At 68.3% G+C, this 24,402-nt stretch carries 24 protein-coding genes and 1 tRNA gene; 9 read left to right on the top strand and 16 right to left on the bottom strand.

Annotated elements, in window-relative coordinates:
- Positions 1 to 5: 5 nt before the first annotated feature.
- A complete protein-coding gene (locus ACFFU4_RS06080) occupies positions 6 to 1,208 on the top strand; it encodes a UbiH/UbiF family hydroxylase (protein WP_377068111.1) in 1,203 nt (400 codons plus the stop codon).
- 133 nt (positions 1,209 to 1,341) lie between these two features.
- On the opposite strand, the gene ACFFU4_RS06075 is transcribed toward ACFFU4_RS06080, so the two are convergent.
- The 4 genes from ACFFU4_RS06075 to pth all read right to left on the bottom strand — a co-directional run bounded on the left by ACFFU4_RS06075 (position 1,342) and on the right by pth (position 4,072).
- Positions 1,342 to 1,707 (bottom strand): DUF2237 family protein, encoded by a 366-nt coding sequence (locus tag ACFFU4_RS06075; protein ID WP_377068225.1) that lies wholly within the window; start codon positions 1,705 to 1,707, stop codon positions 1,342 to 1,344.
- 32 nt (positions 1,708 to 1,739) lie between these two features.
- On the bottom strand, positions 1,740 to 2,060 hold the full coding sequence (gene hmuQ / locus ACFFU4_RS06070) for a heme-degrading protein HmuQ (RefSeq protein WP_377068109.1): 321 nt from the start codon (positions 2,058 to 2,060) through the stop codon (positions 1,740 to 1,742).
- 107 nt (positions 2,061 to 2,167) lie between these two features.
- Entirely contained in the window at positions 2,168 to 3,331 is a 1,164-nt protein-coding gene (locus tag ACFFU4_RS06065) for a serine hydrolase domain-containing protein (RefSeq protein WP_377068107.1), read from the bottom strand.
- A gap of 66 nt (positions 3,332 to 3,397) precedes the next feature.
- Positions 3,398 to 4,072 carry an aminoacyl-tRNA hydrolase gene (pth, locus tag ACFFU4_RS06060; RefSeq protein ID WP_377068105.1) on the bottom strand — a complete coding sequence of 225 codons (675 nt, stop codon included), beginning with the start codon at positions 4,070 to 4,072 and terminating at the stop codon, positions 3,398 to 3,400.
- A 74-nt stretch (positions 4,073 to 4,146) separates the two neighbouring features.
- Here pth and ACFFU4_RS06055 point away from each other — a divergent pair, with 74 nt between their 5' ends.
- Positions 4,147 to 4,827: an FkbM family methyltransferase gene (locus ACFFU4_RS06055; RefSeq protein WP_377068103.1), complete on the top strand. Its 681-nt coding sequence runs from the start codon at positions 4,147 to 4,149 to the stop codon at positions 4,825 to 4,827.
- Between the two features lie 296 nt (positions 4,828 to 5,123).
- Here the strand turns inward: ACFFU4_RS06055 and ACFFU4_RS06050 are convergent, their stop codons facing one another.
- The 4 genes from ACFFU4_RS06050 to ACFFU4_RS06035 form a co-directional block, all read right to left on the bottom strand.
- Positions 5,124 to 6,548: a protein adenylyltransferase SelO gene (locus tag ACFFU4_RS06050; protein WP_377068101.1), complete on the bottom strand. Its 1,425-nt coding sequence runs from the start codon at positions 6,546 to 6,548 to the stop codon at positions 5,124 to 5,126.
- A gap of 294 nt (positions 6,549 to 6,842) precedes the next feature.
- Complete coding sequence (locus ACFFU4_RS06045) at positions 6,843 to 7,970, bottom strand: aminotransferase class V-fold PLP-dependent enzyme (protein WP_377068099.1); 1,128 nt, start codon at positions 7,968 to 7,970, stop codon at positions 6,843 to 6,845.
- A 65-nt stretch (positions 7,971 to 8,035) separates the two neighbouring features.
- Positions 8,036 to 8,494 (bottom strand): Lrp/AsnC family transcriptional regulator, encoded by a 459-nt coding sequence (locus ACFFU4_RS06040; protein WP_377068097.1) that lies wholly within the window; start codon positions 8,492 to 8,494, stop codon positions 8,036 to 8,038.
- Positions 8,491 to 8,946, bottom strand: coding sequence for an Lrp/AsnC family transcriptional regulator (locus ACFFU4_RS06035; RefSeq protein ID WP_377068095.1), 456 nt, complete (start codon positions 8,944 to 8,946; stop codon positions 8,491 to 8,493). The genes ACFFU4_RS06040 and ACFFU4_RS06035 overlap by 4 nt, the downstream gene beginning before the upstream one ends.
- An 86-nt stretch (positions 8,947 to 9,032) precedes the next feature.
- On the opposite strand from ACFFU4_RS06035, the gene ilvC reads away from it, so the two are divergent.
- Together ilvC and ACFFU4_RS06025 are read left to right on the top strand one after the other, a co-directional pair.
- Positions 9,033 to 10,100 carry a ketol-acid reductoisomerase gene (gene ilvC / locus ACFFU4_RS06030; protein ID WP_377068093.1) on the top strand — a complete coding sequence of 356 codons (1,068 nt, stop codon included), beginning with the start codon at positions 9,033 to 9,035 and terminating at the stop codon, positions 10,098 to 10,100.
- Between the two features lie 66 nt (positions 10,101 to 10,166).
- On the top strand, positions 10,167 to 11,090 hold the full coding sequence (locus ACFFU4_RS06025) for a DMT family transporter (RefSeq protein ID WP_377068091.1): 924 nt from the start codon (positions 10,167 to 10,169) through the stop codon (positions 11,088 to 11,090).
- 109 nt (positions 11,091 to 11,199) lie between these two features.
- Here ACFFU4_RS06025 and folP read toward each other — a convergent pair whose 3' ends face one another.
- The 7 genes from folP to ACFFU4_RS05990 form a co-directional block, all read right to left on the bottom strand.
- Positions 11,200 to 12,201 carry a dihydropteroate synthase gene (folP, locus tag ACFFU4_RS06020; RefSeq protein ID WP_377068089.1) on the bottom strand — a complete coding sequence of 334 codons (1,002 nt, stop codon included), beginning with the start codon at positions 12,199 to 12,201 and terminating at the stop codon, positions 11,200 to 11,202.
- Positions 12,202 to 13,128 carry a dihydroneopterin aldolase gene (locus ACFFU4_RS06015; protein ID WP_377068087.1) on the bottom strand — a complete coding sequence of 309 codons (927 nt, stop codon included), beginning with the start codon at positions 13,126 to 13,128 and terminating at the stop codon, positions 12,202 to 12,204. It abuts the gene before it with no gap.
- Between the two features lie 489 nt (positions 13,129 to 13,617).
- On the bottom strand, positions 13,618 to 15,291 hold the full coding sequence (ctaD, locus tag ACFFU4_RS06010; protein ID WP_377068085.1) for a cytochrome c oxidase subunit I: 1,674 nt from the start codon (positions 15,289 to 15,291) through the stop codon (positions 13,618 to 13,620).
- A 202-nt stretch (positions 15,292 to 15,493) separates the two neighbouring features.
- Positions 15,494 to 16,273 (bottom strand): 23S rRNA (adenine(2030)-N(6))-methyltransferase RlmJ, encoded by a 780-nt coding sequence (gene rlmJ, locus ACFFU4_RS06005; RefSeq protein WP_377068083.1) that lies wholly within the window; start codon positions 16,271 to 16,273, stop codon positions 15,494 to 15,496.
- Between the two features lie 464 nt (positions 16,274 to 16,737).
- Complete coding sequence (locus tag ACFFU4_RS06000) at positions 16,738 to 17,127, bottom strand: c-type cytochrome (RefSeq protein WP_377068081.1); 390 nt, start codon at positions 17,125 to 17,127, stop codon at positions 16,738 to 16,740.
- An 84-nt stretch (positions 17,128 to 17,211) separates the two neighbouring features.
- Complete coding sequence (gene lipB, locus ACFFU4_RS05995; protein ID WP_377068079.1) at positions 17,212 to 17,865, bottom strand: lipoyl(octanoyl) transferase LipB; 654 nt, start codon at positions 17,863 to 17,865, stop codon at positions 17,212 to 17,214.
- On the bottom strand, positions 17,858 to 18,643 hold the full coding sequence (locus tag ACFFU4_RS05990) for a LytTR family DNA-binding domain-containing protein (protein WP_377068077.1): 786 nt from the start codon (positions 18,641 to 18,643) through the stop codon (positions 17,858 to 17,860). The genes lipB and ACFFU4_RS05990 overlap by 8 nt, the downstream gene beginning before the upstream one ends.
- 101 nt (positions 18,644 to 18,744) lie before the next feature.
- Between ACFFU4_RS05990 and ACFFU4_RS05985 the strand changes: the two genes are divergently transcribed.
- The 3 genes from ACFFU4_RS05985 (at position 18,745) to ACFFU4_RS05975 (ending at position 20,918) form a co-directional block, all read left to right on the top strand.
- Positions 18,745 to 19,236, top strand: a complete 492-nt coding sequence (locus tag ACFFU4_RS05985) for a DUF2306 domain-containing protein (RefSeq protein WP_377068075.1) — start codon at positions 18,745 to 18,747, stop codon at positions 19,234 to 19,236.
- A gap of 185 nt (positions 19,237 to 19,421) precedes the next feature.
- Positions 19,422 to 20,717, top strand: coding sequence for a peptidoglycan-binding domain-containing protein (locus ACFFU4_RS05980; RefSeq protein WP_377068073.1), 1,296 nt, complete (start codon positions 19,422 to 19,424; stop codon positions 20,715 to 20,717).
- 114 nt (positions 20,718 to 20,831) lie between these two features.
- Positions 20,832 to 20,918: transfer RNA gene (locus ACFFU4_RS05975), tRNA-Leu, on the top strand.
- Positions 20,919 to 21,478: 560 nt separating this feature from the next.
- Here the strand turns inward: ACFFU4_RS05975 and ACFFU4_RS05970 are convergent.
- Positions 21,479 to 21,934: an Lrp/AsnC family transcriptional regulator gene (locus ACFFU4_RS05970; protein WP_377068071.1), complete on the bottom strand. Its 456-nt coding sequence runs from the start codon at positions 21,932 to 21,934 to the stop codon at positions 21,479 to 21,481.
- Positions 21,935 to 22,045: 111 nt separating this feature from the next.
- Between ACFFU4_RS05970 and ACFFU4_RS05965 the strand changes: the two genes are divergently transcribed.
- Both ACFFU4_RS05965 and ACFFU4_RS05960 read left to right on the top strand, forming a co-directional pair.
- A complete protein-coding gene (locus ACFFU4_RS05965) occupies positions 22,046 to 23,248 on the top strand; it encodes a methionine gamma-lyase (protein WP_377068069.1) in 1,203 nt (400 codons plus the stop codon).
- A 24-nt stretch (positions 23,249 to 23,272) separates the two neighbouring features.
- A complete protein-coding gene (locus ACFFU4_RS05960) occupies positions 23,273 to 24,391 on the top strand; it encodes a glycine cleavage T C-terminal barrel domain-containing protein (RefSeq protein ID WP_377068067.1) in 1,119 nt (372 codons plus the stop codon).
- Positions 24,392 to 24,402 lie beyond the last annotated feature (11 nt).

Raw genomic sequence — 24,402 nt, 5'->3', positions numbered from 1 at the left:
CATGGATGACGCGCGAGACTGTCGATATCCTGATCTCGGGCGGCGGCGTCGCCGGGCTTGCCGCCGCATCGGTATTCGGGCAGGCCGGGTTCTCTGTGCTTTGCGTCGATCCCGCCGCGCCGGTGACCGAGCGCGAGGCCGACGGGGCCGACCTTCGCACCACCGCCTTCCTGCAACCGGCGCAGGCGCTGCTGGAGCGTGCGGGGCTGTGGACACGGCTGGCCCCCCACGCCATGCCGCTTCAGGTGATGCGGATCGTGGATGCGGGTGGGGCGGAGCCCGAGCCGCGCATCGTCAAGGACTTCGACGCCGCCGACATCTCGGACCGGCCGTTCGGCTGGAACCTGCCCAACTGGCTCTTGCGCCGCGAGATCGTGGCGCATCTGGAGAGCCTGCCGGGGGTGCGGTTTCGCCCTGGCACCGGCACCACGACGCTGCTCACCCGCGAGCGCGAGGCGATCGTGGGGCTGAGCGACGGGACCGGCGTGCGCGCGCGGCTGGTAATCGCCGCCGACGGGCGCAATTCGCCCATCCGCGAAGCTGCGGGAATTGGTGTGAAAACAACGCGCTACGGGCAGAAGGCGCTGGCCTTTGCCGTCACCCATCCGATTCCGCACGACAACATCTCGACGGAGGTGCACCGCTCGGGCGGGCCTTTCACGCTGGTGCCGTTGCCGGATTTCGAGGGACGGCCGTCGTCGGCCATCGTCTGGATGGAGGAGGGGCCGGAGGTCAAGCGCCTGGCCGCGCTGCCGGTGGAGGCGTTCGAGGCGGAGATGACTGCGCGCTCCTGTCATCTCCTCGGGCCGCTGACGCTGGCCTCGCGGCGCACGGTCTGGCCGATCATCAGCCAGATCGCGACGCGCATGTGGGCCGAGCGAGTGGCACTGGTGGCCGAGGCGGCGCATGTGGTGCCGCCCATCGGGGCGCAGGGGCTCAACATGAGCCTCGGTGACATGCGGGTGTTGCTGGAGCTGGCAGAGGCCGCGCCCGACCGGCTGGGTGAGCGCGCCATGCTCGAGACCTACCACCGCCGCCGCCACATGGAGGTGCGCGCGCGGGTGACCGGAATCGACGTGCTCAACCGCGCCTCGATGCTGCGCGCACAGCCCTTGCGGAACGCCCGGGCGCAGGCGCTTGATGCGATCTACGCGCTGGCACCGGTGCGCAAGACGCTGATGCAGATGGGGCTCGGGGCGCGCGGGTGAGAGGGTGCCCCGGGCCTGGAGCGGTCATTGATCAGCGAATGGCAGGGCGGGTGAAAGCCACCCTGCAGGGGCTTCAGTCCAACGTCCCCTCAATATTCCCTCAAGGCTGCTGATCCCCGCGTGCCCGATCCCGTCAGATGGCGGCGTTTTGTTGCAACACTTCAAGCGGTACGACATCGAGCGCGCGGGCGTGGGTGGCGGCGAGCCGCACCTGCGGCGCGCAGCCCTCCTCGTGGGCCTGCAGGAACCGCGCGGCGCACAGACACCACTGATCCCCCGGTTTCAGCCCGGCAAAGCCGAATTCCGGGCGCGGGGTGCTCAGGTCGTTGCCGACATATTTGGAGAATGCGAGGAATTCGGCAGTCATCAGCGCGCAGACCGTATGGCTGCCGCGGTCCTCGGCGCAGGTGTTGCAATGCCCGTCGCGAAAGAACCCGGTCACCGGATCGGACGAGCATTCCGCAAGCCGCCCGCCAAGCACGTTCTCGGGATCGTCCATCTGCACAGCCACTTGGCCATCCCCCTTTGCTCTCAGCTTTCCTCGAGCACCGTCTCGAAGCCCTCGAATTCCGGCGGTCCCATCAGCGCGTCCTGCGTGCTGCGGTTGCCCGCGTCCCTGTGCGCGGCGCGGAAGGCGTCGGACTTGGTCCACGCTTCGAACGCCGCGCGGCTCTCCCAAATGACGTGGCTGGAATAGAGCTGGTGGCCGTCGCCTTCGGGGCCCTTGAGCAGCCGGAACTCGCGAAAGCCAGGCACGCTGGCCAGGTGGCTTTCGCGCGCGGCCCACATCCGCTCGAACCCGTCCTCGAATCCCGGCTTCACGCGAAACCGGTTCATGGCGATGAATGTCATGTCGTGCCCTTCCTTCGTTCTGGTGTGAAAGGCTGGCTTGGGGTCGCGCCGCGCGCCCCGGCTTACACCGGTATCATAGCGCGCCTGCGGGCACAGGCAAGCCGCGCTCAGAGCGCGGCGGCGAGGCTGCGCAGCGCGTCGATATTGGCCTCGCTCACCCCGTCTTCGCGAAAGCCGCGATCGGCGGATGTCACCACGATCACCGCGTCGCGGGCGCGGTCGATATAGATATACTGGCCATAGATGCCGTGGGCATAGAATTCGCCCTCGCGCGCATCGGCGGGCATCCACCAGTGCAGCCCGTATTGCAGCGCGCCCTCCGGCGTCGGCGCGCTTGGCACGGTCGAGGCGGCGATCCACGCCTCGGGCACGATCTGCTGCCCGTTATGGCGACCCATCCGTGCCACCATCAGCCCGAAGCGCGCATAGTCGCGCGTGGTCAGGTTGAGCCCGCCCAGCGCAAAGGCCACGCCCTCGCCATCGGTGATGTAATAGGGCTCGGCCCCGAGCCCCAGCGGCGCGATGATCCGCTCGGACAGCAGGCCGGGCAGGGCGCGCCCGGTGGCCCCGCGCAGCGCCATGGCCAGCGCGTGCGTGTCGATGGAGACGTATTTCCACCGCGTGCCGGGCGGGGCGGCGCGCGCGCTGAGCCCGGCGGCGAACCCGTCCATCGAGCCGCCCAGCGCCAGCACCCGGCCCATGCGGTTGATGTCCGAATGGTAGTCGAGATAATCCTCGTCGAACGCCACCCCGCTCGTCATCTGCAAAAGCTGGCGCAGCGTCACCCCGTCATAGGCGCTGCCCGCCAGGCGCGGGGCGTATTTCGTCACCGGATCGTCGAGCGTCGCGATCTCGCCCCGCTCCAGCGAGATGCCGATGAGGGAGGCGAGAAAGCTCTTGGCCACCGACCAGCTTATCCGGCGGTCCTGCGCCGTGGTGCCGAGGCGATAGCTCTCGTGCACCACGCGGCCTTCGTGCAGCACCAGCAGCGAGGTCACGTTGCGCGCCTCCGCCCAGGCGGTCACGTCCTCGGGGAGCGCCACATCCGTGCCTTGCGGCAAATCCGAGACCGGAGCGTCCCCGCGCGGCACCGGCACGGTGAGAAAGGCGCGCTCCATGCCCGAGAAATTCGCGACGATGCGCCCCTCGGAGAACAGCGTGTTGACGGCCCACAGGCGCGCGATCTCCTCGCGCTTCCAGAGCCCCACCGCCGCCGCCGCGAGGATGAGCGCCAGCAGGATCCGCCCCGCCCATTTCAGGATGTTGCGCATGGCCGGCCCTCCCCTTTGCCCGCAGCAAAGCCGGTGTGCCGCAGGAATACAAGCGTGACGCGGCGGCTAGCGGAACCTGTCCGCCAGTTTCTGCAAGGGGCTGCGCGTGTCCTGCGGCGGCTCTTCGGGCGGGGCCTGCGGCGCTTCCCCGGCCGGCTTCGCGGTCGGGCGCGGCGGGGCCATGCGTTGCGCCACGGCGGTCTGGAAGCGGTCGGGCTTGCCCTGCGCCAGCCACGGCGCACCGTCGGCGATCCCGCGCATCAGGTCGTCGAGCCACGCCGCATCCGCCTTGGCGAAATCCTGCAGCACGTAGCCCGCCACCCGGTCCTTGTGGCCGGGACGGCCGATGCCGAGGCGCACGCGCGCATACTCGGCCCCGAGATGGGCGTGGATCGAGCGCAGCCCGTTATGGCCCGCGTGCCCGCCGCCGCGCTTGACGCGCAGCTTGCCCGGCGCGAGGTCCAGCTCGTCGTGGAACACGGTGATATCGCCGGGCGCGATCTTGTAGAACCGCGCCGCCTCGGCCACCGACTCGCCCGAAAGGTTCATGAAGGTCTCGGGCTTGAGCAGCAGCACCTTCTCGCCGCCGAGGCTGCCCTCGGCCACGCGGCCCCGGAACTTCGACCGCCACGGGCCGAAGCCATGATCGGCGGCGATGGCGTCCACCGCCATGAAACCGATATTGTGGCGGTTGCGGGCGTATTTCGCGCCCGGATTGCCAAGGCCGACGAAGAGCTGCATGGACGATGCTCCCTTTCCCAGGTGAGGGTGGTGTAGGGTGCGCGGGCGGCGGAATCAACGGCAGGGGGCCGGGCATGGCGGAATTCGAGAACGAGGGGCTGCGCCTCGAGGTGCCCGACGCGCATCTCAATGACCGGATCCGGGCCAAGCTCGCCTCGGGCGGCTACGAGGGGCACGAGGCCCGCGCGGCGCTGATGCGGCTGCGGCCCGGGCAGCGGGTGCTGGAGCTTGGATCGGGGATCGGCTTCATCGCCTGCCTCTGCGCGCGGGTGGCGGGGGCCGGGAACGTGACCACGGTCGAGGCCAACCCCGACCTGTTGCCGGTGATCGCGGGCAACCTCGCGCGCAACGGGTTCGACGTGGTCACGGTGCTCCACGGTGCCGTGGGCGGTATGGAGGGCGGCGAGGCGCCGATCGCCTTCGATGCCGCGCGCAGCTTCTGGGCGGGGCATATCGCCGACGAGGCAAGTGCCGCCGAGCGCGTGACCGAGGTGCCGCATCTGGGGCTGCGCGACCTGATGGCGCGGGTGCGCCCCGGCCTTGTCATCATGGATATCGAGGGGGCGGAGGCGCATCTCTTCGATGCGCCCTGGCCCGCGCATGTCCGCCACGTGATGATGGAGCTGCACCCCGGGCGCTATCCCGACACGGTGATCAAGCGCATCGTCGATTGCCTGTCCGCCTCGGGCCTGACCTACGATCCCGGCCCCTCTCGCGGGCGCATCCTGTGCTTTCGCCGGGTGCGCGGGCGGTAGTGGGCTGTGGCTGACCATCGGTTTGACGGGGGAGAATGGCCTGAAGGGGACGTTGACCTATCCGGTGATGAGCCGCGCGAGCGCCAGCCCGCGGGATGGCGATGCAACGGTTGGTCTATCGCGCTTTATTTTTGAGTTCCCGAGAGAGATCAGAGCTTTGCGCCAGCATCACCCAATCGCCAGCCCGGGGGGCGGGCTGGCGCTCGCGCGGCGGCGTGCAAGCACGCCTCTATTCCGCGCGGGGCAGGACCCGAACGGCAGGTATAGGCCATGACCGCCGAGAAAACGACCGCCGCTCACGTTCCGCAGAACGTGGCGTGCACTACCTCCGACGCTGTCGGCGGGCGGCGCAGGTCGGCGGCGTCGGGCTGGTCGTCGTATGGGCGCGACAGCACGTCCATGAGCCGCTCGAAGGGCGCGAAATCGCCCGCGACCGCCGCTTCGATCATCTGCTCCACGCGGTGGTTGCGCGGGATGAAGGCCGGGTTGGCGGCGCGCATCACCGCCTCGGGGTCGCGTTCCCTGGCGATGCGCGCGCGCCAGCCTTCGGCCCATGTGTCGAAGGCGTCGCGCTCAACGAACTGATCGCGCGCGGTGCCGTCCAGAAGACCCCGGAACGTGTTGGTGAAGTCGGCGCGCCCCTCGGCCATGCGCGCCAGCAGGTCGGCGGCGAGGGCGGCATCCCCGGCGCTGGCATTCTCGATCCCGATCTTGCGGCCAAACAGACGCCGCCACTCGGTCTCGATCCGCTCGGGCATCGCATGCACCAGCGCCGTGAATTCCTCGATGGCGGCATCCTGATCGGGCATCAGGGGCACGAGCGCGGTGGCGAACTGCGCCATGTTCCAGACGATCACATGTGGTTGATTGTCATAGGCGTAGCGGCCATGCGCGTCGATTGAGCTGAACACCGTCTGCGGGTGATAGTCATCCATGAAGGCGCAGGGGCCGTAATCTATCGTCTCGCCGGAAATGGCGGTATTGTCGGTGTTCATCACCCCGTGAATGAAGCCCACCGAGAGCCATTGCGCGACGAGCCGCGCCTGCCGCCGGATCACCTCGGCCAGCAGATGGGCGGGGCCTTCGATCTGCGGGTAATGTCGGGTGACGGTATAATCGTAGAGCGCGCGCAGGCCCTCGATATCGCGGCGCGCGGCGAAATACTGGAATGTGCCGACGCGCAAATGGCTTGCGGCGACGCGGGTCAGCACCGCTCCGGGCAGGGCACCCGGCTCGCGGTAGACCGGCTCGCCGGTCTCGACGGCGGCGAGCGCCCGGGTGGTGGGCAGGCCGAGCGCGTGCATCGCCTCGCTCACCACGTATTCGCGCAGCACCGGGCCCAGCCAGGCGCGCCCGTCGCCCATCCGGCTGTAGGGCGTGGGGCCCGATCCCTTGAGCTGGATGTCGCGGCGCTGACCCGTCCGGTCCACCACCTCGCCCAGCAAGAGCGCGCGACCGTCGCCCAGTTGCGGCGAGAACCCGCCGAACTGGTGCCCGGCATAGACCTGTGCCAGCGGCGTGGCCCCCTCGGGGGCCTCGTTGCCCGCGAAGATGCGCGCGAGGGCCGCCTCGTCGCCGCCGCCCGCGATGCCAAGCTCCGCCGCCAGGGCGGTGTTCCAGGCGACGAGGCGTGGCGCACGCACCGGCACTGCGCTCTGGCGTGTGTAGAACCGGGGCGGGAGCTGCGCGTAGCTGTTGTCGAAGGCAAGAACGAGGGTCATGCGCGGCCTTTCGCGGGCGGTGGGGGTGTCTCCCTGATAGGTAATCGGCCTGCCGCAGAGCGCAAGCCTTGCACCGGGACGTGGCGGTCCGAAACGCCTTTGGCCAGGGTTCGCGTCCCGGCGGCGATGCGCGCGGTCAGGGGGCCGCAGGCATCACGGCACAAGCGGTCCTGCCACAGGCACGCTTCCGGCGTGGTCCGGTGGCCATGATCCGGCCCCGGAGGGCGCTCGCGCGGCTCATCGCAAGGCACCCGACGCCCGCTCAAGGCCCTTGATGCGGATACTCGCCCGCGGTCACAACACGCGGTCGAGTACGGTCTCCAGCCGCCCGAGCGCGCCCGGCACGTCATAAAGCTTGTCGAGCCCGAACAGCCCGAGGCGGAAGGTGCGAAAACCCTCGGGCTCATTGCATTGCAGGGGCACGCCGGCGGCGATCTGCATGCCCTGGGCGGCAAATTTGCTGCCGTTCTGGATGTCGGGATCGCTCGTGTAGCTCACCACCACCCCCGGCGCGCCGAATCCTTCGGCGGCGACCGAGGTGACGCCGCGCGCGGCGAGCATCGCGCGCACACCGTCGCCCAATTCCCATTGCGCCTGCCGCAGTTTTTCAAAGCCGTATTCGCGCGTCTCGATCATCGTATCGCGAAAACCGCGCAGCGCATCGGTCGGCATGGTGGCGTGATAGGCGTGGCCGCCATCCTCGTAAGCCTGCATGATCGCACGCCATTTCTTGAGATCGAGCGCGAAGCTGTCCGAGGTGGTCGCCTCCAGCCGCGCCATCGCGCGCGTCGACAGCATCACCAGCCCGGCGGAGGGCGAAGCCGACCAGCCCTTTTGCGGGGCGGAGATCAGGACGTCGACGCCGGTGGCCTTCATGTCCACCCAGGCGCAGCCCGAGGCGATGCTGTCGAGCACCATGAGCGCGCCGACCTCGTGCGCGGCGGATGCCAGCGCCGTCACGTAATCGTCGGGCAGGATCAGCCCGGCGGAGGTCTCGACATGGGGGGCGAACACCACGTCCGGCCTCGCCTCGCGAATCTTCGCCACCACCTCGTCGACGGGGGCGGGGGCAAAGGGCGTGGCGGCGCCGTTGCCGGTCTGGCGGGCCATGCAGATCGTGGTATCAGACGCGAAGGCCCCCGCATCGAAGATCTGGCTCCAGCGGTAGGAAAACCAGCCGTTGCGCACGATGAGCGCATGCGCGCCGTGACCGAACTGCCGCGCGACCGCCTCCATCGCGTAGGACCCGCCCCCGGGCACCAGCGCCACCGCGTCGGCGGCGTAGACCTCCTTCAGCATGGTCGAAATGTCACGCATAACCTGTTGAAACGATTGGCTCATATGGTTGAGCGACCGGTCGGTGAACACGACCGAGTATTCCAAGAGGCCATCGGGATCGACGGTGTCGAGAAGGGCGGTCATGGGGCATCTCCTGCTGTTTCGGCGGCACGATGCAGCGCGCGCCGCACGATGTCCAGAGCCGCGCCTCAGCCGATGGGCCCGGGGCGGCGCTCTTCGCTCAGCAGCACGTTGGCCTCGACATTGCCGAGGCCCGGCAGCGTCATGATCCGCCGCCGCAGCACGCGCTCGAAATCGGCGATGTCGCGGGCGACCACGCGCAGGCGGTAGTCGTAGAGGCCGAGGATGTGCTCGACCGTCTGCACCTCGGGGATGGCGGTAACGGCGCGCTCGAAATCGTCGAGGCTGACACGGCCCTTGGTGGCGAGCTTGACCCCGAGAAAGACGGTGACGCCAAAGCCAAGCTTTTCATGATCGAGATCAAGGCGTTGGCCCCTGATTGCACCGCTGTCGCGCAGCTTGCGGATGCGCCGCCACGCGGCAGGCTGCGACAGGCCGAGGCGGCGGCCGATGGCGCTTGCCGACAGCGTGGCATCCCCGGCCAGAAGCCGCAGGATGCGGCGGTCGGTGGTGTCGAGCGCGATCACAGCGGCAATCCGTCGTCGGACTTGATGCGCGCCACATGCATCAGCGCCTCGATATCGGCGATGTGCGGCAGGGTGAGAATGGCGCTGCGGTATAGCTGCTGGTAGTGCGCCATGTCGCGCGCGATGACCGAAAGACGGAGATCGACGCGGCCAAGAAATGTCTGAATTTCAATGACTTCGGGCACGTTCCTCGCCTCGGCGGCGAACTCGTCGAAGGCGCGGGGATGGGTCTTGTCGAGCGAGACGCGCAGGCTCACCTCGACCTCGTAGCCAAGCGCGCGCCAGTCGATCACCGCGCGGTTGGCGCGGATGATGCCATTGCCGCGCAGCCGGTCGAGGCGCCGCGCGCAGGTGGCGGGGGTGAGGCCCGTGCGCTCGGCCAGCTCTGCCGGGCCGAGATGCGGGGCGTGCTGATACTGACGCAGGAGGCGACGGTCGATATCGTCGAGCATGATTCATCCATAAATTTTCATCTTGCGAATGAATACTCGAAAAATCTCGTCAATACACGGAAAATACCAAGCGCCATTTCCGACGTGTGAGTCTAGGCTTCGATCATCAATCCAGACAGAAGGAGACCGCCATGCGCGTCTATTACGATCGCGATTGCGATATCAACCTCATCAAGGACAAGAAGGTCGCCATCCTCGGCTATGGCAGCCAGGGCCACGCCCATGCACTTAACCTGCGGGATTCCGGTGCGAAAAACCTTGTCGTCGCGCTCCGCGAGGGGTCCAAATCGGCCAAAAAGGCCGAGGCGGAGGGGCTCAGGGTCATGGACATCGCCGAGGCGGCGGCGTGGTGCGACCTGATGATGTTCACCATGCCCGACGAATTGCAGGGCGAAACCTATCGCAAATATGTGCATGATAACATCAAGCCGGGCGCGGCGATCGCGTTTGCTCATGGGCTCAACATCCATTTCGGGCTGATCGATGCCAAGGAAGGCGTGGACGTCATCATGATGGCGCCCAAGGGCCCCGGTCACACGGTGCGCGGCGAATATGTCAAGGGCGGCGGCGTGCCCTGCCTCGTGGCGGTCGATACCGATGCGTCCGGCAAGGCATTGGAATTGGGGCTTTCCTACTGTTCGGCCATCGGCGGCGGGCGCTCGGGGATTATCGAGACCTCGTTCCGGGAGGAATGCGAAACCGACCTCTTCGGCGAGCAGGCGGTGCTCTGTGGCGGGCTGGTGGAGCTCATCCGCATGGGCTTTGAAACCCTCGTCGAGGCGGGCTATGCCCCTGAAATGGCTTACTTTGAGTGCCTGCACGAAGTGAAGCTGATCGTCGATCTGATCTACGAGGGTGGCATCGCCAACATGAACTACTCGATCTCCAACACCGCGGAGTATGGCGAGTATGTCAGCGGGCCGCGGGTGCTGCCCTATGACCGCACCAAGGCGGAAATGAAGAAGATCCTCCACGACATTCAAAGTGGTGCCTTTGTCCGTGATTTCATGCAGGAAAATTCGGTTGGCCAACCCTTCTTCAAGGGCACGCGCCGGATGAACGACGCGCATCAGATCGAGGAGGTGGGCGCCAAGCTGCGCGGCATGATGCCGTGGATCAGCGCCGGCAAGCTCGTGGATCAGGAAAAGAACTGAACCCGTTGAAGTAAAAGGGAAAGGGTGCCTTGGCCGGGCGCCCTTTCCAGACCCTGGAGGCCCCCCTTGCAGGACATCGCACCGGTCAACTGGCTGAGGATCGGGGCGTTGGGTCTGATCTGGGGGGCGTCCTTTACCTTCATCTCGGTGGCGCTGCGGGATGTGGGGCCGTTCACCGTGGCCGCTGTGAGGATCACGCTGGGGGCGGTGTTCCTGCTGTCGCTGCTGCGGATACGGGGGCTGCGCCTGCCGCCCACGGCACCGGGGCCGGGGCGCAGGGTGTGGGGCTTTGCGCTCTGCATGGCGTTGTTTTCAAACGTTATTCCATTCTCCTTGCTGGGCTGGGCACAGCAATCGGTGGCCTCGGGATTCGCCGGGGTGTGCATGGCGGCGGTGCCGCTCTTGATCCTGCCGCTGGCGCATGTCTTTGTGCCGGGCGAGGCGATGAACCTCCGACGACTGGGGGGGTTCGTGCTGGGCACATTCGGGGTGGTGGTGCTGATCGGGGCGGATGCCTTCGCTTCGACCGGCAAGGATTTGGAATCATTAGCAAGACTGGCGTGCCTCGGGGCGGCGATGTGCTATGCGACCGGCTCGATCCTGACGCGGCTGTGCCCGCCCGTGCACCTGCTGGCGCTGGCGGCGGCGGTGATGACGCTGGCGGCGGGGATGATCGTGCCGGTGGCGCTGATCGTCGAGGGCATTCCCAACGCATTGAGTGCGAAGGGGTTTTTCGCGCTTATCTATCTCGGCATCCTGCCCACGGGGGTGGCGCAACTGCTGCTGGTGCAGGTCACGCGCGAGGCGGGGCCGGGATTCTTCGGCCTTGTCAACTACATGGTGCCGGTTTGGTCGGTGATCCTCGGGGCCGCGATCCTTGCCGAGGCGGTGCCGCCGCGGCTGTTCCTGGCGATGGCGATGATCCTCGCAGGCGTGGCGATCAGCCAATGGGGTGCCCTGCGGCGGCTGTTCGCTGGGCGGCCAACCTGAAGGTTCGGCGCGCGAACCGCACGGTTCGCGGGGATAACCGCGCGGTGATGCAGGGTTTCGGCAAGGTTTGACGCGATTCCGGGGATGATTCCGGCCCCGGGATCGGGATTCAGCAAGCGCGAACCGCCTCCCACAAGGTGAGCGCGGCGCGCGTCTCGGCCACGTCGTGGACGCGGAGGATCTGCACGCCCTGCCCGGCGGCCATCACCGCCACGGCGAGCGAGCCGGGCACGCGGTCGGCGGCGACGGGCGTGCCTGTCAGGTCGCCGATGAAGCGTTTGCGCGAGGCGCCGAGCAGGACCGGGCAGCCGAGCCCGTGGAACAGCGAGATGCCCTGCAGCAGGCGCAGATTGTGCGCCCGCGTCTTGCCGAAGCCGATGCCGGGATCGACGGCGATGCGCCCGCGCGGGATGCCGAGGGCGGTCAGCGCCTCGACGCGGGCAGAAAGCCAGTCATAGACATCGAGCAGTACATCGTCGTAGCGCGGGTCGCGCTGCATCGTCTCGGGGGTGCCCCTAGCGTGCATGATGCAGACCGGCAGGGCGTGTTCGGAGGCGAACGGGGCGAGCGCGGCGTCGAAGGTGAAGCCCGACACGTCGTTGATGAGGTTGGCACCCGCGCGGATCGCCTCGTCGGCCACCGGCGTCTTGCGGGTGTCGATGGAGATCGGCACCGGGATTTCGGCGCGGATAGCGGCGATCACCGGCGCGGTGCGGGCGATCTCGTCGTCGAGGGGGACGGTCGCGGCCCCGGGGCGGGTGGATTCGCCGCCCACGTCGAGGATGTCGGCCCCCGCGCCGGTCATGGCGCGGGCATGGGCGAGCGCTTCGCGCGGGTCGAAATGCTGCCCGCCGTCGGAGAAGCTGTCGGGGGTGACGTTGAGGATGCCCATGACGCGCGGCGCGTCCATCGCCATACCGGCGATTGGCGGGCGCGGCGCGGTCAGGCGCGCGGCCATGCCGCCGGGCAGATCGCGTGCGGGCATCAGGCGGGGGGGCGCACCGCGTTCGAGCACCTCGACGGTGTCGAACCAGCACCAGCCGCCCGCGAGCGGCAGCGCGTCGTCGGGGCGGAGGGCATCGGTGCGGGCGACGGGACGGTAATGGGTCATCTAGAGGCCGGAGCGGGCGATGTCCTGGATCAGCACCGGCACGCGGCACGCGGAGGGCGGGGTCGCGCCGATGAGCAGCAGGTCCGACGCCTCGATATGGCCGGCGAACCACGCCGCGAGATCCACCGGATCATGGGTCGTGGACGCGGGACCGTCCACCGCGTCGAGCACGATCTTGGACGGCGCCCAGACGCTGATCTGGCCGTGCTTCATCGCCCAGTCAAGCTCGGTCCGGGTGGCGGTGACGACGCAGCGGTCATCGCGCCCGGCGAGCACCCAGGCGTTCTGTTCCAGTGCCAGCAGATCGACGCGGCGCTGGGTCATGCGGTGGCCGGTCTCTGGCGCGGCTGCGTCGGGAGCCCCGACGCAGAGGATCACCGGCTCTGCCCGCGCCTGAAGCTGGTCGAGCCAGCGGGCAAGGTTGGGCGAGGCGATGGCCGGGTTGGTGAGGAACACCACATGCGGGTGCGGCGCGGTGTCGGGGGCGGCGGGGGCACGGGTGGGCAGATCGTCCATCGAGCGCACGATCTCGACCCCGAGCGCGCCGGGGCCGCGATCAAGCTTTTCGATGCGGACGAAGCAGCGCACCGCCTGCGGCTCCCACAGGATGCGCTCGGCGATGCGTTCGGCGAGGGTTTCGAGCAGGTTGAGGCGCTCTTCGGCGAGCGCCGCCTCGATCGCCTCGGTGACGCGGTCGTAGGAGAGGATGCGATCGACATCGTCTTCGAGCGCGCCGGTCACCGGGCGCACCTCGACCACCACGTTGAAGCAGATGCGCTGGGTGGTGCCGCGCTCGGCCTGGAAGGCGCCGATCTCGACCTCGACGATATGGTCGCGCACGGAAATGCGATCGAGCGGGCCATCGGGGGCGGTGGCCGAGGCGCGGGCGGAGGGATGCTCGAAGGCGAGTCGGATTTCGTGGCTCATGCGGGCGGTCCCTGTCCTTGCGTGCCGGTTGGGTAGCATGGCGGGAAGATGCGGGGAATGGGGGAAACCGACGCATGGAGGGAGCAGTGCGGCAGGGGCCGGGCAGGATTTGGTCTGGAGGGGACGGTCGGGGCCTGGTGCCAATGCGCGGAATCGAGGCGCGTTCACGCGCCGCCGCGCATCGGTCATGCCGGAGGCATGCTTTCAGCATGACCCGCCCCCCGGCACGGCGATATGGCTGCAACCTGCGCACCGCTCGGGCCCTTCTCGGATTCGGCAGCCATAAAGCACGGCAGAACCACCGTGGGATCGCCGCGCCGCGGCCCTTCGATGCGCGGCTGGAACGTGCCCACCCGGCGGTCAGGCGCTCTCGCGGTTCATCTCCAATTGCCCAAATACCCTACAGACCCATCTCCGCCCTGCCGCCGAAACGCAAAAGGCCCCGGGGGTGCGCGCCCCGGGGCCTTTGCATGTCCTGTCAGCCGGGGGTCAGTGCGCCGGCTGCCTGTCCCAGTCCTCGCGCTTGGGGAGCTGCTCGAAGGTGTGCTCCGGCGGTGGCGAGGGCAGGGTCCATTCCAGCGTGTCGGCGTATTCGTTCCACGGGTTGGCCTGGGTGATGCGCGCCCCGCGCAGCAACGTGTAGAACACCAGCCCGAAGAAGAAGATGAACGACGCGAAGGAGATGAACGCCCCGATCGAGGACCACCAGTTCCAGACCGCGAACGCCTCGGGGTAGTCGATATAGCGGCGCGGCATGCCCTGACGCCCGAGGAAGTGCTGCGGGAAGAAGGTCAGGTTGGCACCGATGAACATCGCCCAGAAGTGCAGCTTGCCGGCCCATTCGGGCAACATCCGCCCGGTCATCTTGGGGAAGTAGAAGTAGATGCCGGCGAAGATCGCGAACACCGCGCCGAGGCTCATCACGTAGTGGAAGTGGGCCACGACATAATAGGTGTCGTGATAGGCGCGGTCCACCGCCGCCTGGCTGAGCACGATGCCGGTAACGCCGCCCACCGTGAACAGGAACAGGAAGCCGAACGCCCAGAGCATCGGTGTCTTGAACTCCACCGAGCCGCCCCACATGGTGGCGATCCAACTGAACACCTTGACCCCTGTCGGCACCGCGATGACCATCGTGGCGAGCATGAAGTAGCTCTGCTGTGTCAGCGACATCCCCACGGTGTACATGTGGTGCGCCCAGACGATGAAGCCCAGAAAGCCGATCGCGATCAGCGCCCAGACCATCGGCAGGTAGCCGAACACCGGCTTGCGCGAGAAGGTGGCGATCACGTGGCTGATGATACCGAAGCCGGGCAGGATGATGATGTAGACCTCGGGGTGACCGAAGAACCACAGGATATGCTGATAGAGGATCGGATCGCCGCCGCCTGCGGGGTCAAAGAAGGTGGTGCCGAAATTGCGGTCGGTGAGCAGCATCGTGATGGCCCCCGCCAGCACCGGCAGGCTGAGAAGGATCAGCCACGCGGTGACGAAGATCGACCACGAAAAGAGCGGCACCTTGAAGAGGGTCATGCCGGGCGCGCGCATGTTGAGGAAGGTGGTGATCATGTTGATCGCGCCGAGGATCGAGGAGGCCCCCGAGACGTGCACCGCGAAGATCGCGAGGTCCATCGACATGCCGGTTTCGTTGACCGAGAGCGGCGGGTAGAGCACCCAGCCCACGCCCGAGCCAAGCTGACCGTTGCCGCCCGGTGCCAGCAGCGAGGCGACGCCCAGCGAGGTGCCCGCGACATAGAGCCAGAAGCTGAGGTTGTTCATCCGCGGGAACGCCATGTCCGGCGCGCCGATCTGCAGCGGCATGAAGTAGTTGCCGAAGCCGCCGAACAGCGCCGGGATCACCACGAAGAACATCATCAGCACGCCGTGATAGGTGATCATCACGTTCCACAGGTGGCCGTTGGGCGTGCAACTCGCGGTGTCGGTTGCGATGAACCGTGCGCCTTCGAGGCACATGTACTGTACGCCCGGCTCCATCAGTTCCATCCGCATGTAGACGGTGAACAAGACCGAGATCAGCCCGACGAACGCCGAGGTGACCAGGTAGAGGATGCCGATATCCTTGTGGTTGGTGGACATGAACCAGCGGGTGAAGAAGCCACGCTGATCCTCGTGCTCGTGGCCGTGAATGGCTGCGTCTGCCATTGGGTGCCTCCTGTTGACAATGCCGCGGGCGACACGGGCCCCTCGGCCTCACGTCTCCGTTATTCCCTTGGTTCTAGAGCCTCGGGCGCGGGCGGGCAATGTGCGAATTTGATGCAGATCAAAGAATTTTGTCGCACCCTGTTGCGGTTGGGGGCGGACGCGGCGTGGATGGTGCCGCGCCGGCGTGTGGTGTGATCCGAGGTCAGCCCGGTGCGGCGAAGGCATGCGAGAGGCGCGCGGTTTGCTCTGCGAGGCCATAGGGCGGGTTGACCACGAAGAGCCCCGAGCCGGTCATGCGGTGGCCCGCGCGCACCGGCGGAAAGCGGATCTCGTGGCGGAGCGCACCGGGAAAGGCGCGGGCGAGCGTGTCGAGCATGGCGGCATGCGCCCCGCTGCCGAGGATCGGGTACCACAGCACGAGGGTGCCGACATTCCAGACCCGGTTGATCCGGGCGAAGTGCCCGGGAATGCGGTCGTAATCGGCCTTTACCTCGTAGCTCGGGTCGCACAGCAGCAGCCCGCGCCGGGGCGTGGGCGGGCAGAGTGCACGGGCCATTCCGAACCCGTCCTCGCGGCGGATATGCGCGCCATGGGGGCCGAGCGTCTCGCACAGGCGGGCGTGTTCGCCGGGGTGCATCTCGGCGAGGTGGAGGCTGTCGCCGGGCCGCAGCGACAGCGCGGCGATGAGCGGCGAGCCGGGATAGGCGGTGGCACCGTGGGCGGCGCGCGTCGCGTCGAGGCGCAGGCGGTAGGGGTGATCGGCGGACAGGGCCGATTCCATCCTGCCGATACCCTGTGCCGCCTCGCCGGTGCGCAGCGCCGCCGCGTCTGCGAGGTCGTAGAGCCCGCGCCCGGCATGGGTCTCGATATAGCTGAGCGGCTTGGGTTTGGCGGTGAGATAGGCAAGCATCCACGCCAGCGCCGCGTGCTTGTGGACATCGGCCGGATTGCCGGCATGGTAATGGTGCTGATAGCTGAGCATGAGCGCTGTTAGCAGGCGGCACGGGGCTGGGGAAGGGGCACGCGGGTGCAGGTATCCGGGCTGTTGGTCTGGAGGGGTCGTTCGAGTGAGCCGCGCCATCGCATGTCCGCGGGCAGGCGACCTGATGGTTCTTCAGTGCACTTTATGTCCGCTTTCCCGCAAACGATTTAATCGGCGCGCTGGCTTGGCCAAATCGCCTGTCCGTCACGCCAAAGGCGTGCCGACTGTATCGGCGCACCTCCGGTGCGACGGGGCGGACATGCGATGGCGCGGCGGGCTTCGCCCTTGATTCCGCGCCGGGACCAGAGAGGCGAATGGCAGGTATAGGCCAAAATCTCCTGCCGCGCCGGTCAGTCCCGTGACGCCCGGCATCGCCTTGTGCGGGGATGACGGGCGACGGGGCAGATGTGAAAAGGCCGCGCGGGGGACGCGCGGCCTCGATTCTGTTGGTCCGGCGGGGCGGGTTACTCGGAGAAGGTGGCGAGGTAGGCGGCCACGTCCTCGCCGCCCTTGCGCAGCTTGAACGTCATCTTGGAGCGGTCGCCGAGGAATTCGCTCGGGTCCTTGACGTATTCGGCAAGGTTTTCCTCGGTCCAGACCTCGCCCGCCTCGGCCTTGGCCTCGAACCCGTCGGAATAGCGGTAATCCTCGACGCTGCCCATCACCCGGCCGATCACACCGTGAAGGTTGGGGCCGACGCGTCCGCCGCGGACGATGGTCTCGTCGCCATCGGCGATCATGTGGCAGGCCTTGCACTTGTTGAATTCCTTCTCGCCCTTGGCGGCGTCGCCCTCGGCGAAGGCGGGCAGGGCGAGCAGGGCGAGCGCGGCGGATGCGGTGAGAACGGATTTCATGGCTACCTCTCGGTTGGGTTGCGTCTCCGAGGCCGACCATACCCCCACCGCGTGGTCATGCAAACGTCAATTCGTCGCATTGCGTCAGGCCGGGGGAAAGGCGGTCTCGAAGCTGCGCATGAGCGCCGCGTCGAGATCGTCCATCGTCACCGGCAGGCCGAGATCGACGAGGCTGGTGACGCCATGCCCGGAGATGCCGCAGGGCACGATGCCGGAGAAATGCCCGAGGTCGGGCTCGACATTGATCGAGATGCCGTGAAAGCTGATCCACTTGCGCAGGCGGATGCCGATGGCGGCGATCTTGTCCTCGGGGGGTGTGCCCGCGGCGGTGAGCGGCCTGTCGTGGCGCACCACCCAGACGCCGACGCGGCCCTCGCGAATTTCGCCGGTGACGTTGAATTCCGCCAGCGTGGCGATCACCCAGGATTCGAGCTGGGCGACGAAGCGGCGGACATCGCGACCGCGGCGGCCCACGTCGAGCATCACGTAGGCGACGCGCTGGCCGGGGCCGTGATAGGTATACTGCCCGCCGCGCCGGGCCTCATAGACCGGAAAGCGGTCCGGGTCCACGAGGTCGGCGGGGCGCGCGGAGGTGCCGGCGGTGTAGAGGGGGGGATGTTCGAGCAGCCAGATCGCCTCCGCCGCCTCGCCGCGCGCGATGGCGTCGGCGCGTGCCTCCATCCGGGCCAGCGCCTCGGGGTAGGGAACCGGACGGTCGGAGGTGATCCACTCAACCATGTGCCTGTCCGGGCAGGAGCCCGGCCTCCCTGACAGCCGCCACGCGCGACCGGCTTACCGGAATGTCCTGTCCGTCCGACATCGTCAAGACCGCACGCGCGCCCTCGCGGCGGGCCGCGCGCACCTGATCGGTGGCGATCCAGTGCGAGCGGTGGACCTGTATGCCGGGGGTGGGGGCGGTCTCGGCGATGGCGTCGCCGAGGCGCATCAGCACAAGGGCGCGGCCGCCGGTGGTGGCGACCTCGGTATAGTGATCCTGCACCGAGAGCGCGACCAGCGCCCCGCGCCGGTCGAGCGGCAGCCGGGAAAGGATCGGCGGCGGGGCGGGCGTGTCCGGCGCGGCGGGTGTGTCGGCCCCGCGCGCGAGCATCTGCGCGAGGGTGATGACCAGCGCGATGGCGGTGCCGTTGAGGGCGAGGGCGGCGAGATCGGCGGGCACGGGCGGGCCAAAGACGACGAGGTTGACCAGCGAGACCAGCGCGGCGATCGCCAGCCCGGCGGGGATCGCCGCCGCGACCGCCGCCGTCCAGCGCGACCAGCCGCGCGACGTCATCCGCGCGAGGGCGAGGCTCACCAGCACCGCGCCGGTCACGTAGGTCAGCGCGCAGACCACCAGCCAGTAGGCCAGCCTTGGCAGGAGCGGCAGGATATCCACCGTGCCGAACGGCCCTGCGAGCCCCGCCACCACCCCCGCCGCGAGGAGGGCGACCAGCGTCGGGCGGCTGGCGAGAATCGCCTGCAGTTCACGCTTCGCGGAGTGCAGCAGCCTTTGGTTCACGCATCTCTCCCCCGGTTTCGCGCATCGGCCCTCGCCCCGGCGCGGCCTGTCATGTCAGCCCCGTGCCAGACCCGAGACAGGCAACCGACACGAGGTGTGACATGACAAGTTTCGATCCGCTTTTCAACGCGCCGCCGGCGATACAGGTGCATGTGGCGGCGGCCATGCTGGCCGTGGTGTTGACCCCGGTCGCGTTGTGGCGGCGGCGGCGCGACCGGCTGCACCGGGTGGCGGGCTATGCCTGGGTGCTGGGCATGGCGGTGGCGGCGCTCAGTTCCTTCGCCATCACCGAGTTCGGCGTGGTCGGCCCGTTCAGCCCGATCCACGCGCTGTCGGTGGCGACGCTGGCGGGGCTGGTCGTCGGCGTGCGGGCGGCGATCCGGGGGGATGTGCGCGGGCATCGCGCGTCGATGACGCAACTGAGCCTGGCGCTGGCGGTGGCGGGGATGTTCACCCTCGCGCCGGGGCGCATCGCGCACCGGATGGTGATGGACGGGACCGGCTGGGCCGGGTTTGCCGTGGTCGCGTTTCTGGCGGCGGCGGGGCTCGTGCTGATCCGGCGGTGGCGGCGCGGGCGCGGTGCGCGGGCCTGATTCGCGCGGCCCCCTGACGGGGCCGCGACGGGCCCCGCGGCGGGCGAAAATCCTGCCGCATGTGGGTGTTTTGTCCCTGCGCGCGGGGGAAAACGCATATCCAGGCGTGACTCGGGCAGCCCGAGCGGCGAGAGTTGTGCTATTATCGTGGAAGTATCGAGACACCTGTATGAGGGAGATGCGAGATGGGTTCAAAGGCATTTGTCATGGCGGCGCTGATGGCGAGCGTCGCGGTCGTGCCCGGGACGCGGGCGGCGGCGGATTTCGCCGACGGGCTGGTCGGCGGGCTGGTCGGCGGCGCGGTGAGCGGCATCATCGTCAACGAGAGCGCCAAGGCGCGCGAGCGCAAGCGGTCGACGACGACAAGACGGGTGTATCGCGCGCCCTCCGTCTCCAGCCAGCAGGTCCGCGAAAATCAGACCGCGCTCAACTATTTCGGCTTTCCGGCGGGCACGCCGGACGGCATCCGCGGGCGCAACACGCGCAACGCGGTGGCGCAGTTCCAGGCGCATATGGGCTATCCCGCCACGGGGCACCTGCAGGATTACGAGCGTCAGTTCCTGATCTCGTCCTATTACCGGGCGCAGTCGGGCGGTGCGGCCACCGCGCAGCTCGTCGCGCAGCGCGGGCAGGGCACGCGCGGCCTTTTGCATGCCTATCGTGACGAGGCGCTGGGTATCCAGCGCCAGCAGGGACAGGGGCAGGGCGGGACGACGGCCTCGGCTTCACAACAGCAGACGCAGGGGCAGACGCAATCGGCATCGGCGTCGGCCTCGGGCGGCTCGGCGCTGCCCAACCTGATGGCCTCGGGCGGGGACGGCCCGTCGCTGGCGTCGCATTGCAACCAGGTCAGCCTCGTGACCAGCTCGAACGGCGGCTTTGTCACCGCCGCCTCGATGCAGGACGCGCGGTTCGCGCTCAACGAGCAGTTCTGCATCGCGCGGACCTATGCCATCGCCGAGGGCGAGAGCATGGCCGCCTCGCTCAAGGGGATCTCGCCCGAAAAACTCGAGGAGCAGTGCCGCGCTTTTGGCCCGGCGATGCGCGAGCACGTCGCGGCGCTGTCGCTCGACGGCCGGCAAAAGGTGCTCGACGGGGTGCGCGGATTCGTGCGCGAGACCGGGCAATCGCCCGCGCAGCTTGGCGGGACGGCGCGTATCTGCCTGTCGGTGGGGTATCGCATCGACAACATGAACGTGGCGCTCGGGTCCGGCCTGCTTCTGGCGGCGCTGGGCGAGGACGCCTATTCCGAGCTGATGGGCCATCACCTCAACGAGGGCTTCGGCACCGCGCGCCGCCCCGAACTGGCCAAGGAGTGGTTCGCCGCGGCGGTCGAGGCGGTGGAGAACGGCGCCGAGCCGGTCTTTGCCCCCGGCGATTCGGGGCGCAACGCGCTGCTGCGCAAGGCCGTGTTCGGGGCGGGCGTGCAGGGCGGCGACGTGCAGCCCGCCTCGACGCTGCCCACCTTCGACGTGGACTGACGCCCGACGGCGCGGGTCTTTGGTGCGGGGCGCAAAAACCGGAGGGGCGATGCGATTTGCCCCTTCACAACCATTTGCGCATTGCGTATACGCCCCGCAGCCTACCAGGCACGTGCGGTCGTGGCGGAATTGGTAGACGCGCAGCGTTGAGGTCGCTGTGGGGTAACACCCGTGGAAGTTCGAGTCTTCTCGACCGCACCAAATCCTAATAAAATCAAGGGCTTACTCTCCCCACTGCAAGGGGAAGGATGACCCGTGAGCCGCACATCTCCCAAAGCACCTTGCAAGCGTGGCGACGTCTGCGCCATCAGATTGCCGGGTCCGGTCGAGGGTCAATCCGTGGTCGGACAGAAAGAGATTTTCCGCTCTCTCGAGACGAAAGACCTGGTGTTGGCCCCCTGACGATACGCGTCCGGTCTGGCTCTGGCGCGCCCGGGTGCGAGGACCGCGATCCGGGCGCAGGTGTGCGGACGGTGCCGCCTGTGGGGGGAGTTGTCGCGGAGGGGGCGGCGGCCTTCGGCCTTGATTCCGCGCCGGGGCCAGGGAGGCGAATGGCGGGAACAGGCCAATCCGGTCGATCGCCCGCCCGCGCGATACGCGCTTGGCCACCACCGTCCGGGCGATGGCCCGCCGTTGGCGCAGCGACGGCGACGGCATGGATCGTTGTCGTCGGGGACCGCGCCAATCGCTCCCGTCAGGACAGATCCGGCCGGCGTGGCGGTGTGCCGCGCGGATGACACGGGGGCGGGCGGCGGCGTTCCTCAGCCCGCCGGGAACACCGGGCTGTCCTTGACGACACCGTAGGCGAAGCTGGTGTCGATCGAGCCGATGCCGCCGATCCGCTGGAGCCGGGCGCGGATGAACGCCTCGTAGGCGTCGAGCGAGGCTGTCGCGACGCGAAGCTGGTAATCGGTCTGCCCGGTCATGACGTGGCATTCGAGCACCTCTTCCATCCCCGCCACGGCGCGCTCGAAGGTCTGTACCGTGGTCTCGTCGTGCCGCTCCAACCGGATGCGCACGAAGGCGGTGATCGGCAGCCCGTAGGCACGCGCGTCCACCCGCGCGGCGTAACCGCGGATCACCCCCGCCTTTTCGAGGTTGCGCACCCGGCGCAGGCAGGGCGAGGGCGAAAGGTGGACTTGCGCCGCGAGGTCCTGGTTCGACATGCGCCCGTCGCGTTGCAGGGCCCGGATGATCTGGCGGTCCTTGTCGTCCATTCTGGAGCCTCTTTCTGGCAGGTAATGCCAAAATGATGGCTCATCAGGGTCAAAAGCGCAATATATGCGCGGATGTTTTGCGATATCCTGCCACAAAACAGGAGATCAGACATGAGCAATTCCCAAGGTTTCGCCACTCGCGCCATCCATCTCGGCTATGACCCGCTCGACCACGAGGGCGCGCTGACGCCGCCGCTGCACCTGACATCGACCTTTGCCTTCGACACGGCAGAGGCGGGGGGCGAGATATTCGCCGGCGAGCGCGCGGGCCACGTCTACAGCCGCATCTCGAACCCCACGCTCGACCTGCTGGAGCGTCGCGCGGCGTCGCTCGAGGGGGCCGAGGCGGGGCTGGCGCTGGCCTCGGGGATGGGCGCGATCACCGCCGTGCTGTGGACGCTGCTGGCGCCCGGCGACGAGGTGATCGTGGACGAGACGCTCTATGGCTGCACGTTTGCGTTCATGCATCACGGGCTGCGCAAGTTCGGCATCACGGTGACCCACGTGGACATGACCGAGCCCGAGACCCTGCGCGCGGCGATGTCGGATCGCACCCGCGTGGTCTATTTCGAGACGCCCGCCAACCCCAACATGCGGCTGGTGGATATCGAGGCGGTGGCGGCCATCGCCCACGGGCACGGCGCGCAGGTGGTGGTGGACAACACCTATGCCACCCCTTACCTGACGCGCCCCATCGCGCTGGGGGCCGATCTGGTGGTGCATTCGGCGACCAAGTACCTGGGCGGGCATGGTGACCTGGTGGCGGGGCTGGTCGTGGGCCGTGCCGAGGCGATAGGCGAGATCCGGCTGGTGGGCATGAAGGACATGACCGGCGCGGTGATGGCCCCGTTCAACGCGATGCTGGTGATGCGCGGGCTCAAGACGCTGAGCCTGAGAATGGAGCGGCATTGCGCAAGCGCGCAGACGGTGGCCGCGTGGCTGGAGGGGCACCCGGAGGTGGCGGCCGTGCAGTATCCGGGGCTGGAGAGCTTTGGCCAACACGCGCTGGCCTGCCGGCAGATGGCGCTGCCCGGCGCGATGATCGCCTTCGAACTGAAGGGCGGGCTGGAGGCCGGGCGGCGGATGATGAACGGGTTGCGGATGATCGCGCGCGCCGTGTCGCTGGGCGATGCCGAGACGCTGATCCAGCATCCGGCGTCGATGACGCATTCGACCTACAGCCCCGAGGAGCGCGCCGCGCACGGAATCGGCGACGGGCTGATCCGGCTGTCGGTCGGGCTTGAGGATGTCGCCGATATCCTCGACGATCTGGACGGGGCGCTGAGCCGTACCGTGCTCCGCGACACCGCCTGATATGTCCTGCACGAAAGCACGCTGATGCCATTCCAGATTTCCATCGGCCCGAACCTGCGCAAATCGCCGTTCTTCGATGCCACCGTTCGAAGCGGGGTGCGGGGGTTCTCGGTCTACAATCACATGCTGATCCCCGGCCATTTCGGTGATCCCGAGGTCGAGTATGACCGGCTGATGACCGGGGTGGCGATGTGGGACGTGGCGGCGCAGCGGCAGGTGGAGCTGACCGGGCCGGATGCCGGGCGGCTGGCGCAGTACCTGACGCCGCGCGACCTGACCGCGACGCGGATCGGGCAGGGCCGTTACGTGCCGCTCTGCGATCACGAGGGGTGGCTGATCAACGACCCGGTGCTGCTGAAGCTGGCCGAGGACCGGTATTGGCTGTCGGTCGCCGACAGCGACATCCACCTGTGGGCGGCGGCCATCGGGCGCGAGCGACGCTGGGACGTGGCGGTGAGTGAGCCGGACGTGTCGCCGCTGGCGATCCAGGGGCCGAAGGCGGTGTTGGTGGCCGAGGCGCTGTTTGGTTCGCGGGTGCGGGACATGCGGTATTTCGGCTTTGAGGAAACCGTGTTGCGCGGCATCCCGCTGATCCTCGCGCGGTCGGGCTGGTCCAAGCAGGGCGGGTTCGAGCTGTATCTCAGGGACGGCGCGCGCGGTGGCGAGCTGTGGGAGATGGTGGCCGAGGCGGGCGCGCCCTACGGGATCGGCCCCGGGGCGCCCAACGATATCGAGCGGCTGGAAAGCGGGCTGATTTCCTACGGGGCCGACATGCGCTGGCAGGGTGCGCGGGCGGACCCGTTCGAGATGGGGCTGGGTGCGCTGGTCGATCTCGGGGCGGGGCACGATTTCGTCGGTCGCGCCGCATTGGAGCGGATCGCGGCGCAGGGCCCGGCGCGCCGGCGTGTGGGGCTGATCCTCGATGGCCGCCCGGTGCCGCCGGGCCACCCGGTGCCGCTGGCGATGGGGCGTGAGACCGTCGGTCGGGTGTGCGAGTTCGCCTTTTCCCGGCGCTTTGGGCGGACCATCGGTGTCGGGATTGTGCGGGCCGATCTGGCGGCGGGAGCCGAGGGGCTGACGGCCGTGCTGGAGGATGGCACGGTGCCGGCGCGGATCACGCCGATTCCGTTCGCGGATCAGTGAAAACAGAGCGA

This window comes from Roseovarius ramblicola, from assembly GCF_042430665.1.
GTDB lineage: Bacteria > Pseudomonadota > Alphaproteobacteria > Rhodobacterales > Rhodobacteraceae > Roseovarius > Roseovarius ramblicola.
Note: the sequence above shows the minus strand (reverse complement) of the source record. Positions and strands in the feature narration are given on the sequence as shown.

What these genes read in the sequence shown, in the direction of transcription:
- ACFFU4_RS06055 (WP_377068103.1), top strand. Translation starts at nt 4,147, where the DNA reads ATGGCGGAATTCGAGAACGAGGGGCTGCGCCTCGAGGTGCCCGACGCG.
- ACFFU4_RS05980 (WP_377068073.1), top strand. Translation starts at nt 19,422, where the DNA reads ATGGGTTCAAAGGCATTTGTCATGGCGGCGCTGATGGCGAGCGTCGCG.
- folP (WP_377068089.1), bottom strand. Translation starts at nt 12,201, where the DNA reads ATGACCCATTACCGTCCCGTCGCCCGCACCGATGCCCTCCGCCCCGAC.
- hmuQ (WP_377068109.1), bottom strand. Translation starts at nt 2,060, where the DNA reads ATGACATTCATCGCCATGAACCGGTTTCGCGTGAAGCCGGGATTCGAG.
- ACFFU4_RS05985 (WP_377068075.1), top strand. Translation starts at nt 18,745, where the DNA reads ATGACAAGTTTCGATCCGCTTTTCAACGCGCCGCCGGCGATACAGGTG.
- pth (WP_377068105.1), bottom strand. Translation starts at nt 4,072, where the DNA reads ATGCAGCTCTTCGTCGGCCTTGGCAATCCGGGCGCGAAATACGCCCGC.
- lipB (WP_377068079.1), bottom strand. Translation starts at nt 17,865, where the DNA reads ATGGTTGAGTGGATCACCTCCGACCGTCCGGTTCCCTACCCCGAGGCG.
- ACFFU4_RS05965 (WP_377068069.1), top strand. Translation starts at nt 22,046, where the DNA reads ATGAGCAATTCCCAAGGTTTCGCCACTCGCGCCATCCATCTCGGCTAT.
- ACFFU4_RS06065 (WP_377068107.1), bottom strand. Translation starts at nt 3,331, where the DNA reads ATGCGCAACATCCTGAAATGGGCGGGGCGGATCCTGCTGGCGCTCATC.
- ACFFU4_RS06050 (WP_377068101.1), bottom strand. Translation starts at nt 6,548, where the DNA reads ATGACCCTCGTTCTTGCCTTCGACAACAGCTACGCGCAGCTCCCGCCC.
- ACFFU4_RS06045 (WP_377068099.1), bottom strand. Translation starts at nt 7,970, where the DNA reads ATGACCGCCCTTCTCGACACCGTCGATCCCGATGGCCTCTTGGAATAC.
- ACFFU4_RS05970 (WP_377068071.1), bottom strand. Translation starts at nt 21,934, where the DNA reads ATGGACGACAAGGACCGCCAGATCATCCGGGCCCTGCAACGCGACGGG.
- ACFFU4_RS05960 (WP_377068067.1), top strand. Translation starts at nt 23,273, where the DNA reads ATGCCATTCCAGATTTCCATCGGCCCGAACCTGCGCAAATCGCCGTTC.
- ctaD (WP_377068085.1), bottom strand. Translation starts at nt 15,291, where the DNA reads ATGGCAGACGCAGCCATTCACGGCCACGAGCACGAGGATCAGCGTGGC.
- rlmJ (WP_377068083.1), bottom strand. Translation starts at nt 16,273, where the DNA reads ATGCTCAGCTATCAGCACCATTACCATGCCGGCAATCCGGCCGATGTC.
- ACFFU4_RS06035 (WP_377068095.1), bottom strand. Translation starts at nt 8,946, where the DNA reads ATGCTCGACGATATCGACCGTCGCCTCCTGCGTCAGTATCAGCACGCC.
- ACFFU4_RS06000 (WP_377068081.1), bottom strand. Translation starts at nt 17,127, where the DNA reads ATGAAATCCGTTCTCACCGCATCCGCCGCGCTCGCCCTGCTCGCCCTG.
- ACFFU4_RS06015 (WP_377068087.1), bottom strand. Translation starts at nt 13,128, where the DNA reads ATGAGCCACGAAATCCGACTCGCCTTCGAGCATCCCTCCGCCCGCGCC.
- ACFFU4_RS06075 (WP_377068225.1), bottom strand. Translation starts at nt 1,707, where the DNA reads ATGGACGATCCCGAGAACGTGCTTGGCGGGCGGCTTGCGGAATGCTCG.
- ACFFU4_RS06080 (WP_377068111.1), top strand. Translation starts at nt 6, where the DNA reads ATGACGCGCGAGACTGTCGATATCCTGATCTCGGGCGGCGGCGTCGCC.